This is a genomic window from Luteibacter sp. UNCMF366Tsu5.1 (assembly GCF_900119235.1).
Classification (GTDB): domain Bacteria; phylum Pseudomonadota; class Gammaproteobacteria; order Xanthomonadales; family Rhodanobacteraceae; genus Luteibacter; species Luteibacter flocculans.
The window spans coordinates 17,012-28,752 of sequence record NZ_FPIS01000005.1 but is presented as its reverse complement, the minus strand read 5'-3'; the positions used below and the strand labels follow the sequence as shown (position 1 = coordinate 28,752).

The following is an 11,741-nucleotide window of genomic DNA, read 5'->3' as shown; positions in this document are numbered from 1 at the left end:
GAAGGCCTGTTCGCCGGTCAGGCGCAACAGCATCGTGACGCGGTGGCGTGGTTTGCCGAAGACGCGGAGCTGCGTGACGCGGTGGCGCGCTGGGCGAGTGCGGGACGGTTGGAGCGCGTGGCGCAGGCCTGGGTACGCGGGGTGGAGATCCCCTGGTCCGCACTGCATGGCGGACGGACGCTGCCGAAGACGAGCCTGCCGACGTATCCGTTTGCCCGCGAGCGCTATTGGCTCGATCTGCCAAAGGCCGACGTGGCACCGGGGGCATCGCGGTTGCATCCGTTGTTGCACGAGAACGTGTCGGACCTTGGACGGCAGGCGTTCCGCTCGACGTTCCGTGGCGACGAATCGTTCCTGCGGGCGCATCGCTACAAGCGTGGGGGCGTTACGCGCCCGCTGATGCCCGCGGCGGCGTGGATCGGCATGGCGCATGCCGCCATCGATCGGGCGATGCCGGCCGAGGCGCGCGCGGGTGCGCAGCTCGTCGCACTCGAAGACGTGGTGTGGGCTGAACCGCTGTTCGTCGATCGCGAGGTGGACGTCGACATCGACCTGTCGCTGGGTGATGCCGGTGAGGTGGACGTTGCCATCGCAAGCGTCGACGGCGACGCGATACGCAGCCATGCGAGGTTGCGCGCCCGCTTGGCGAACGGCGCACTCGATGGGCCGGACCTGCCGGTGCTAAAGGCGCGCATGACCGGTAGCGACGCCGACGTCGAGACCTTGTACGCGCGTTTCGAAGCGATGGGCCTGATCTACGGGCCGGAACATCGCACGCTCCGCCACGTTGCGCGCGGTGCGGACGAGTTGCTTGCGCAACTCGATAGTGGGCATGGGCTGCCGGGCGAACAGAGCCTGGCACCGGAACTCATCGACGGCGCGCTGCAATCGTGCATCGCGCTGCTGGACAGCGCAGCGGGCGCATGGCTGCCCTTTGCGGCCCGTCGTATCGTGGTGGCTGCGCCTTGTGCCGGCGAGATGGTCGCCTGGGTGCGTCGGCTTGCCGAGGACGACGCGACACAACAGCGCTTCGATATCGACATCGTGGATCGCCACGGCCGTCCATGCGTTCGTATCGAGGGCCTTGCAGTACGGCGCGTGCCCGACGACACCTCAGTGGACAGCGTCGTCGCCTTCGTGCCGTCGTGGTCGGTCCCGCCCCTCGATACTTCCGAGGTCACGAACGGAAGAGAGCACTGGTGCGTTATCGCTCCGTCCGACCTCGCGGAAACCTTCGTGGAGTCGCTGGGCGCAACGAGCGTCGAACGACTGGACGTTCCTGCATCGGACGATGCCGAAGGTCTGCTCGCCCATATCCTCGTAACTGTCCAGCGGCTTGCCGCCATGGATTCGCCGCCGGCCTTGCGCATCGCATGTCTTGCCGGCGTCGACGACGCGTGCGTCGCGGCGCTGGCGGCCTTGCTTGCCACCGTAGGGATGGAACATCCGGAGCTTTCCCCGTGCGTGATCGACGTTCGTACCGCAGGGCGCGCGTTCGCGGCGGCGGCAGTGGCCGCTCGCGCGGGGCATGTGCACGTGCGCATCGACGCCGACGGAAGCTGGCGGCATCGCACGTGGACCGAGCAGGCGCTTGAGACGAAGGCATCGGTGAGTATCCGTCGCGGCGGCGTCTACCTCGTGACCGGTGGACTGGGCGGCATCGGTCGGCTGGTCGCGCGCGATCTCACCAGCGCAGGTGCGCAGGTCGTTGTCACCGGGCGTGCTGCGCCCGATGCGGCGCACGCTGAGGCGACGGCAGCACTTTCCGTTGCGCCGGGGGGCGTTCTCTACCGTCAGCTCGATCTCGAAAATGCGCACGACGTGCGGCGTCTGGTGGCGTCCATCTTGGCGGAGCAGGGTCGGTTGGACGGTGTGCTGCATCTGGCCGGCGCGACGGATGACGGCCCACTGGCAGGCAAAACCCGCGACGAATTCAAGGCGTTGCTCCGGCCCAAGGTGAGCGGTACGCGCCATCTCGACGACGCGACGCGCGACGTGGCGCTGGATATGTTCGTCCTCTTTTCTTCCGTTGCCGGTGCCTTCGGCAACGTGGGGCAGGCCGACTACGCCGCGGCCAATGGTTATATGGACGGGTTCGCCGCTGAGCGTGCACGTCGCGTTGCCGCGGGCGAGCGGCATGGACGCAGCGTATCGATCGGCTGGCCGCTGTGGGCCGAAGGCGGGATGCGTCCAGATGCGCACCGCCTCGACATGCTTGCACGGACCACGGGTATGCGTGCGCTGGACAGCGAACGCGCACTGGCCGTGCTGCACGCCGTGATCGCGAGCGACGCGCCGCATGTCGCGGTACTGGGCGGCGACGTGGCGCGGCTGCGCCGGACTGTGGCTGCGCTGACGCGCGAGGCAGCGCCAAAGGCGGCGCCGCTTCCTGCGTCGGCCATCGTTCCCGAAAGCTCGGCTACGGCACAGGAGCGCGCCGAGGATGTCCTGCGGGTCCGACTGGCTGCGACCCTGAAGATGCCGGCGTCGTCGATCGACCCCGCCACGCCGTTCGAGGACTATGGCCTGGATTCCATCCTGGCGGTTCGTCTCGTCTCCGAACTGGAAAAGACCTTCGGCGAACTGTCGAAGACGCTTTTCTACGAGCACCGCACATTACGCAGCCTGGCGAGTTTCCTGCTTGCTGCGAAGCCTTCGGCATTTCCGTCTACCGAAGCAGGTGCCGCACGACCCGTCGCTGCGCCGAGTCCCATGGTGGCTACGGCTCTCAGCGGGCGTCGCTTCGCAGGCATCGCGAGCCCCGCGGCGCCGCGCGAACGCGACGTTGCCATCGTCGGCCTTGCGGGGCGCTATCCCATGGCCCCCGACCTGGTGACGTTCTGGAACAACCTGCGCGAGGGCCGCGACTGCATCACCGACGTGCCCCCGGATCGCTGGGACGTCGCCCGTTACTTCGACGCCGAACCGGGCAAGCCCGGCACCACGTATACCCGCTGGGGTGGCTTCCTCGACGAGATCGACCGTTTCGATCCACTGTTCTTCGGTATATCGCCCAAGGAAGCCGCGTTGTTGGATCCGCAGGAACGGCTGTTCCTCGAGACAGCGTGGCAGGCAGTGGAGGACGCCGGTTACGCGCGCTCCGCCGTCGCGGGCAGCCGTACCGGCGTGTTCGTCGGCGTGATGTGGGGTCAGTACGAACTCTACGGCGCCGAGGCGCTCGCCGCGGGGCAGGGCGTGCCGAGTTCGTCGTATGCGTCGATTGCCAATCGTGTGTCCTGGCTGCTCGATCTGCGTGGGCCGAGCATGGCGGTGGACACCATGTGCTCGTCGTCGCTCACTGCGCTGCACCTCGCCTGCGAGGAGATCCGGCACGGCAAGATCGATGCCGCCATTGCAGGTGGCGTCAATGCCAATGTGCATCCGCACAAGTACCTCACCCTGAGCCAGGGGCGGTTCGCGGCCACGGACGGTCGTTGCCGCAGCTTCGGTGCAGGGGGCGACGGTTATGTGCCCGGCGAGGGCGTGGGCGCCGTGTTCCTGAAACCGCTGGATCAGGCGCTGCGCGACGGCGATCACGTCTACGGCATCGTGCGCGCCAGTGCGCTCAACCACGGCGGCAAGAGCAGCGGCTACACCGTGCCGAACCCGGTGGCGCAGGCGGAGGTGATCGAAGCGGCCTTCACGAGCGCAGGCGTGGCGGCCGACACGGTGTCCTACATCGAGGCGCACGGTACCGGCACCGCACTGGGCGATCCGATCGAGATCACCGGTCTCGCACGCGCGTTTGCCGCGCGCGGCGGATCATCGAAGGGCTGCGCCGTCGGCTCGGTGAAGTCGAACATAGGTCACCTCGAAGCGGCGGCGGGCATCGCAGCGGTCACGAAGGTGCTGTTGCAACTGCGTCACGGCGAACTCGTGCCGACGCTGCATGCCGATGTACTCAATCCCAACATCGCGTTCGCGAGCACGCCGTTCCAGGTTCAGCGGCGCGCCGAGGTGTGGCATGCCGATGCGCAGCAGCCTCGTCGGGCAGGCGTCAGCTCGTTCGGCGCGGGCGGCGGCAATGCGCACGTGGTGATCGAGGAATGGCGCGACACGGTATCGCCGGCTACAGCGGAGGGCCCCGTCGCCCTTGTGTTGTCCGCGCGGGACCCGGTGGCGTTGGCCCAGCAGGCGCGTCGCCTCGCCACGTTCCTCGATGACGCGGCCGATGGCGACATGCACGATATCGCGTACACGCTGCAGGTAGGGCGCACGGCGATGGACGCGCGCCTAGGGCTCGTGGCCGCCGACCGCCGCGACGCTGCCATGCGTCTGCACGCATGGGCCGACGCGCGTTTCGCCTCGCCGGACGCACCGCTTTCGAGCGGAGACGACGGGCTGATCGTAGGTCATGCGAGCCAGATCCCTCCTTATGCGCAGCGACTGGTGGAAGGCGAGGTCGGGCGGCGTTTCGTCGGTGAACTCGTCGCGCGCCGCGATCTGGCTCGACTGGTTCATCTGTGGGTGCTTGGCATCGCGCTGGACTGGACGCCGCTGCACAGCGATCGGCGTCCGCGGCGGCTTTCGCTTCCCACCTATCCGTTCCAGCGGCAGCGTTGCTGGATCGGACCTGAGAAGGCCGACGACGGCGCCGGCCTTCCGGCGGCCTCGGGGCGTCTGCTGCGGCATTGGGCCGAGACGTCGCGGCTTGCGTCCGCGTCGGTCTCCTCGGTGCTGGTGGCCGACACGGACGCTGCCATCGCTGCGGCGGCGAACATGCAGCCCGCACCGGGCCGTATCGTGCGCCTGCAGGATCGGCACGCGGATCTCGATGCCATGCGCGTCTTCGTACAGCGTCTCGCCACCAGTGGTGGCGTGCCGACCCACGTGCTCTGGCGAGCCACGGACGAACGAGACGACGCGCTGGCTCTGATGCTTCTCGTGCGCGCCATGCTGGAGGCAGGACAGGCTGCTACGCTGGTCGCGATCGTCGACGAAGGTGCACCGTTGCAGGAAGCGCTTGCCGGGTTGCTCCGTACGCTCGCGCTGGAGCAGCCCTCGTGGCGCACCGTCACGCTGACGATGGCCGCTGGCGTTTCCGCCACGGCCGACGAACGGACGCGTCTGGCCCTCGACGAGGCGGCCGCGGCGACGGCGCCGACGGCCGAAGTCCGCTATACGCGTCACGGCAGCGATGGTTCCTGGCAACGCGCGCTACGCGTTGCACGCGTGGAGCCCGGCGTTGGCGAGGCCTCGTTGCTCTCGCCTATCCGGCACGGCGGCACCTACCTGGTGACGGGTGGTTTGGGCGGACTCGGTCGGATCGTCGCCAGCGATCTGATGCGCCGCTGCCAGGCACGCGTGATGCTGGTCGGGCGCTCGTCGCTCGGCCAAGAGGGCGAGCGTGAGCTGGCCCGTATGGCTGCCGAAGGGGGTGAGGTGGCGTACGCCAGCATCGACGTCAGCGATCCCGCCGCTGTCGAAGCGTTGCTCGATCAGGTGAGGCAGCGGTTCGGCGCCCTGCATGGCGTGATTCACGCTGCAGGAACGCGCCGCGACGGTGCGCTCCTGCACAAGGACGCCGATGCGTTCTTCGACGTCACGCGCGCAAAGATCGACGGGACGCTCGCGCTCGATGCCGCGACCCGTCATCTCGATCTGGATCTGTTCGTGCTGTTCTCGTCCATGGCCGGCGTGAACGGTAACCCTGGGCAGGCCGACTACGCTTATGCCAATCGGTTCCTCGATGCCTTTGCCGCGCAGCGCGAGGCGTGGCGCGACCAGGGGCTACGTAACGGTCGCACGATCAGCATCGCGTGGCCGTTATGGGAACACGGTGGCATGCGGGTGGACGCGGCGCAGGCGCAGCGGCTGCTTCGTCGCAACGGCATTGCCGCGTTGCCTACCGCCGAAGGCCTGCGCCATTTCCACGCGGCCTTGCGTGCTGGAGAGCACATGGTCGTGCCTCTTCATGGCGATCTCGCTCGCCTGGCCCATGCGACTGCGACGCCTCACGTTCCTTCGGCTGCGGTGACGCCGCAGGCGCACGTGCCCCCGGCACCGGCAGCGTCGTTCGACATGCTTGCGCGCGTTCGCGAACTGGTCGCCGAGGAAACCGGCGTGCCGATGGCGGCGATCACCGAGAACGATCGTTTCGATGCCCTGGGTCTCGATTCCGTGGCGATCGGCCGACTGACCGCTCACCTGCGGAGCTTTGCCGGCGACGTACCGCAGACACTGTTCTACGAACAGGAAACGGTGGGTGCCGCGGCAGCGTATCTCGTGCGCCACGCGCCACAGCACACCATGGCCACTGCGGTCGCCGCGCCATCGCATGTCGCGATCCTTCCCGCGGCGCGCAACGACGACGCCCAGGAGAAGATTGCCATCGTGGGCATCCACGGGCGTTTCCCGGGCGGCGCGGACCTGGATGCGTTCTGGCAGACACTGGAGGCCGGTCGCGAGGCGATCGTTCCCGTTCCCGCATCGCGCTGGGACGCGGAGGCGTGGTACGACGCGTCGCCCGATGCGGCGGCGCGCGGGCGCATCGGTTGTCGCCATGGCGGATTCATCCCCGACGTCGAACATTTCGACGCCGCGTTCTTCCGCATTCCCGCCGATGAGGCGGCGGTGATGGACCCGCAGGAACGCCTGTTCGTCGAGTCGGTATGGCATGCGTTGGAAGACGCCGGCTACACCCGTCAGGGACTTCGGCAGGCGTACCCGCGAGACAAGGGTGCGAACGTCGGCGTGTTCGTGGGCACCACGACGCAGTCGTATGCCTTGCTTGCGGAGAGTGCCCGACGCGACGGCGTCATGCAGACGCCCACGTCCCTGCCTTGGTCGATTGCCAATCGGGTGTCCTATCTGTTCGACTTCCGTGGCCCGAGCATGCCGGTCGATACGGCGTGCTCGTCCGCGCTGGTCGGCTTGCATCTGGCTAGTGAAAGCCTGCGCCGCGGGGAGTGCGCGGTAGCGGTCGCCGGTGCAGTTAACCTGTATCTGCATCCATTGAAATACCTCTCGCTGAGCCAGCGTGGCATGCTCGCCAAGCATGGCGCTACGCGTAGCTTCGGTGCGGGTGACGACGGATTCGTGCCCGGCGAGGGGGTAGCGACCGTGATTCTGAAGCGCCTCTCGGACGCGCTCGCCGATGGCGACCGCATCCATGGCGTGCTGGCGGCGACGGGCTTCGAACATGCCGGGCGGGGCAACGGCTATGCCGCACCGAACCCGAATGCCCAGGCTTCGCTCATCCGCCGTGTGCTGGCCGCAGGCCAGATCGATCCCGACTCGATCGACTGCGTCGAAGGTCACGGCACCGGCACGCCGCTGGGTGACGAGATCGAACTGCGCGCGCTGGAGCAGGTGCTGGGCGGGTCCGCCACGCGTACCGCTCCTGCGTCCCTCGGCTGCGTCAAGAGCAACATCGGTCACCTCGAAGCAGCAGCCGGCATGTCGTCCCTCGCTAAGGTGCTGTTGCAGATGCGTCATGGTCGCTTCGTGCCGACCTTGCACGCACGCACGGATGCCCCAGCGGCTGCGGTGGTCTTGCAGCATGCAGGCAGCCACTGGCCTGCACCGGCCCAACGCCCGCGTAGAGCACTGGTCAATGCGTTCGGCGCGGGCGGCGTCAATGCGTGCATCGTGCTGGAAGACCCGCCACCCTCGCCTGCGTCTAAGGCCTTCGACGAGAGGCGGACGCACGCATTCCTGCTGTCGGCGGTGGACGAGGATCGTCTCCGCGCATACGCAGCAGCGTTTGCGCACTGGATGACGAATGCATCGGAACCCCTGGGCGCGATCTGCGAAGCCGTGTCCCGACGCGAAGCCATGCCTGTTCGGCTCGCCGTCGGTGGAGTGACCGCCGTCGACGTAGCGCGCGAACTCGCGGCGTGGGTGGAGGGCTCCCCATCGCGCGTACAGGTCGCATCCGTGAACGCACGCGCTGCCGCCGCTGCGCCTGTGGAAGGTACCGTGCCGGATCAGGCAGAGGCCGTGATCGCTGCATGGCTTGCGGGCGCATGGGTGCCCCGCGTACGCGGACGGGTCGCGCTGCCCGTCGGTATGCCGGGGTATCCGTTTGCGCCGACATCGCATTGGATCGCGCGTTCCGCGCCGCTGCCCGATGTCGCCGCGGTGCCGTCGGTCGAGGAGCGCTTGCATCCGTGGGTGTCTTACAACGCCTCGACGCTACGCCAGACCGCATTCGATTCCTGGCTCAAGGCGGACGAGGTAGCGCCGTTGACGACGCTGCGCGACGACGTGCCCGTTCTATCGATGCCTGCGCTGCTGGAAATCGCCACCGCATGCGGCACCCTTGCCGGCGAACGCCGCGTCGCCACGCTGCGCGACGTCGCCTTCCCGGACATGCTGACGCTGGAGCGCGATCTGCATCTCGTGCGGACGGTGCTCGAGTACGAAGGCGAAGGCATCCGCTTCCGCATTGGCGACGGTCCCGGCGATACGTCTCGCTGCTTTGCGTCCGGCATGCTGCTGCCGACCACGGTCGAGCCAGCCGATACCTTGCCGCGTTACGACCTGCGCTCGTTGCGCAGCCGTGCACATCCCCTGTCGCGTGCGGCCATGGATGCGCGTCTCGGATGCCACGGCATGGCACCTGCGCACGCGGGCATCGATGCGTTGTGGATGAGCGGCGCTTTCGCCCTGGCACGCATCGTCATGTCGGCCGACGACCGCGGGGCCGACGAACGTTTCGTCATGCAGCCGTCGTTGTTTGGCGCGATTGCGGACACGGTGACCGCGTGGGTGGATCGCGACGATCCTTCCGCCGACTTGGAGATCGCCGGCATCCGTGAACTTGGCCTCTATCGCGGTCTGCCGCGGCAGTGCCACGTGCTGGTCGAACGCGCCGAGGGTGAGCCGGCATCGATCCATGCGAGCGTGCTGGATGAACAAGGCGGCGTCATCGCAACGCTACGCGGTATCACATTGAAACTCCGGTCGCGCACGCCGCCAAGCGGCAGTTCGCAATCCAACCAACGCCTGGCAAAGGAGACGCAGGATGTGCGGTATCGCGGGATGGCTTGATTTCAGCCAGGACATAAGAGACCGGCGGCACGTCGTCGAGGCCATGACGGTAACGTTGGCGGCGCGTGGACCTGACGGGCAGGGCGTCTGGGTGGATAAGCACGTCGGCCTGGGCCATCGTCGCCTGGCCGTGATCGATCTCGCTGGCGGCGTGCAGCCCATGGTGCACGATGGCGGCACGGACACCACCGTGGCGCTCAGCTATAACGGGGAGATCTACAATTTCGCCGCACTGCGCGCGGAGTTGGAAGCCCTCGGCCATCGCTTCACGACGCGCTGCGATACGGAGGTCGTACTCCGCGGTTATCTCCAATGGGAGGAGGGCGTGGTCCGCCGACTGGAAGGCATGTTTGCCTTTGCAGTGTGGGACGCGCGACGCCAGCAGCTGCTGCTGGCGAGAGACTTTCTGGGCGTCAAGCCGCTCTATTACCAGCGCATCGGCAACGGGGTCGTGTTCGGCTCTGAACCGAAGGCGTTGTTGGCTCATCCGGACGTACGCGCGCGTACCAACGAGGATGGTCTGCGCGAGATTTTCGTGCTGGCGCGCACGCCGGGGCGGACGCCCTATGCGGATATCCACGAGGTGAAACCCGGGGAGATGCTGCGCTTCGACCGCGAGGGAATGCGGGCCGATCGCTTCTGGCGGTTCGAGGCACGGCCGCACGAAGACGACCTCCCCGCGACCATTGCACGGGTTGGGGAGTTGCTGGAGAGCGCAGTACGTCAGCAGATCGTCAGCGACGTACCGTTGTGTACGCTTCTTTCGGGCGGTCTGGATTCGTCCGCCATCACAGCCATTGCGCATGCGGCGACGGTTGCACAAGGGCAGCCGATGCGAACGTTCTCGGTCGACTTCGTCGGTCAGTCCGACGACTTTGCGGACGATGGTCCGCACAAGTCGCATGACGCGCCTTTCGTGCGTGACTTCGTTCGTCATGTCGGCTGCGACCATACGGACATCGTGCTGGACAGCAGCGAGCTGGCCGAAGGCTCGCTGAATCGCACGGTACTCCACGCAAGCGACCTGCCGCTGAATCTTTCGGGCGACATGTGCTCCTCGCTCTATCGGCTGTTCCGGGAGGTCAGGAAGGAATCGACGGTGGCCCTGTCCGGCGAGTCGGCCGACGAGATCTTCGGAGGCTACGCGTGGTTCCATCAGCCCGCCGTGCATCAAGCCCGCATGTTCCCGTGGCTCACCATGACCGGCAGCGTGTTTCACGGTGGCGACATCCTGGATCGCGGGCTGCGCGAGCGGCTGCGGCTGAAGGAGTTCCAGGCAGACAGCTACGCGAGTGCGATGGCCGAGGTGCCACGGCTGGATGGGGAGCCGGCACACGATGCCCGCATGCGCGAGTTCTCCTATCTGCACATGTCGCGCTTCCTCCAGTTCATGCTCGATCGGAAGGATCGGATGAGCATGGCGGTAGGCCTCGAAGTGCGCGTGCCATTCTGCGACAGCGCCCTGGTCGATTACGTGTTCAACATTCCCTGGGATATGAAAGCGTTCGATGGAAGGGAAAAGAGCGTATTGCGTGCGGCGGTGGAGCAGCGCCTGCCACGATCGATCGTGGAGCGCACAAAGAGTCCTTACCCGTCGACACAAGACCCTGCGTACGAGCGTGCGCTACGCGCCAGGGTGGCTGCGTTTCTCGATACGCCGAATCATCCGGCGCGTCCCTTGTTCGACGAGCGCACGGTGCGGCGGATGACCACTCGGCCGATGAACGGCGATCGTTCATTGCACTATCAGCGCGCGGACATGGAGCGGGTGCTGTCGGTCGCCGAGTGGATCGAGGCCTATGACGTCGAACTGGCATGTTGATGCTATGCAGCATGCGTCGGTATCGGCAAAAATTCGTATTGACGCCGCATCGCGAATTGATTCTACTTCGAAGGTCAACGGTTGCCGGTTCCATGAGCCGGTGGTGCCCACAGTGGCTAGGGGGAATGCCGCTGCGAAGGAGTCTCGGTACGGCATGCGCCGTGGCGAAGGGGGAATGGATATGAGCGGAGACTCGCCCTGTGCGGTCGTGGCGCCTGTCGCGACCAGCCGGACGCGTGTCGTGGTGCTTCGTACCACGCGTGGCAGCATGACCAACTACAACTACGTCGTCGTCGATGTGGCGACCCGTCAGGCTGTGCTTGTCGATCCGTCCTGGCAGGCGGACGTGGTCGTCGGCGCGGTGGTCGACGCCGGAGCGCGCGTCGCCGGTATCCTGCTTACCCACTCGCACCCCGATCACATCGACCTTGCAGCGTCACTGGGCGAACGCTTCGGCTGCCCGTTGTGGATGTCGAAGGAAGAGATCGCCTGGTCCGGCTACCACGCCCCCGGACTCGTCGCCATCGACGAGACGCCGTTTCATGTCGGGTCGATGACGATCCGCCCCATGCTTACGCCTGGGCACACACCCGGATGCATGTGCTACCGCGTGGACGACGACCTGTTCACAGGCGACGTATTGTTTGCGGAGGGCTGCGGCATCTGCCCCGATGTAGGTGCTGCGCTGCGTATGTACGACAGTCTGGGTCGCATCCGCCGGGAGATCGGCGAAACGACGCGCATCTATCCGGGTCACTCGTTTGGACTGGCCCCCGGCCAGTCGTTTGCGACCGTGCAGCGCGAAAACATCTATCTGCAGTTCAGCAACAGGGACGACTTCGCCGCCTTCCGCACGCGGAAGGGGCAGAGTCGCGCGAAGCTCTTCACGTTTCACTAAAGCGCGTGCGTCAGGAGCCGGCCGCAT

3 protein-coding genes are annotated in these 11,741 nt (G+C 66.8%); all 3 read left to right on the top strand.

Annotation, left to right across the window (positions count from 1 at the left end):
* Positions 1-42: 42 nt before the first annotated feature.
* The 3 genes from BT115_RS18045 to BT115_RS18035 all read left to right on the top strand — a co-directional run bounded on the left by BT115_RS18045 (position 43) and on the right by BT115_RS18035 (position 11,714).
* Entirely contained in the window at positions 43-8,994 is an 8,952-nt protein-coding gene (locus BT115_RS18045; RefSeq protein WP_218184782.1) for an SDR family NAD(P)-dependent oxidoreductase, read from the top strand.
* Positions 8,969-10,816, top strand: a complete 1,848-nt coding sequence (gene asnB / locus BT115_RS18040; protein WP_072324076.1) for an asparagine synthase (glutamine-hydrolyzing) — start codon at positions 8,969-8,971, stop codon at positions 10,814-10,816. Before BT115_RS18045 ends, asnB begins: the two co-directional genes overlap by 26 nt.
* A 241-nt stretch (positions 10,817-11,057) precedes the next feature.
* Positions 11,058-11,714 (top strand): MBL fold metallo-hydrolase, encoded by a 657-nt coding sequence (locus BT115_RS18035; protein ID WP_218184781.1) that lies wholly within the window; start codon positions 11,058-11,060, stop codon positions 11,712-11,714.
* Positions 11,715-11,741: the final 27 nt, after the last annotated feature.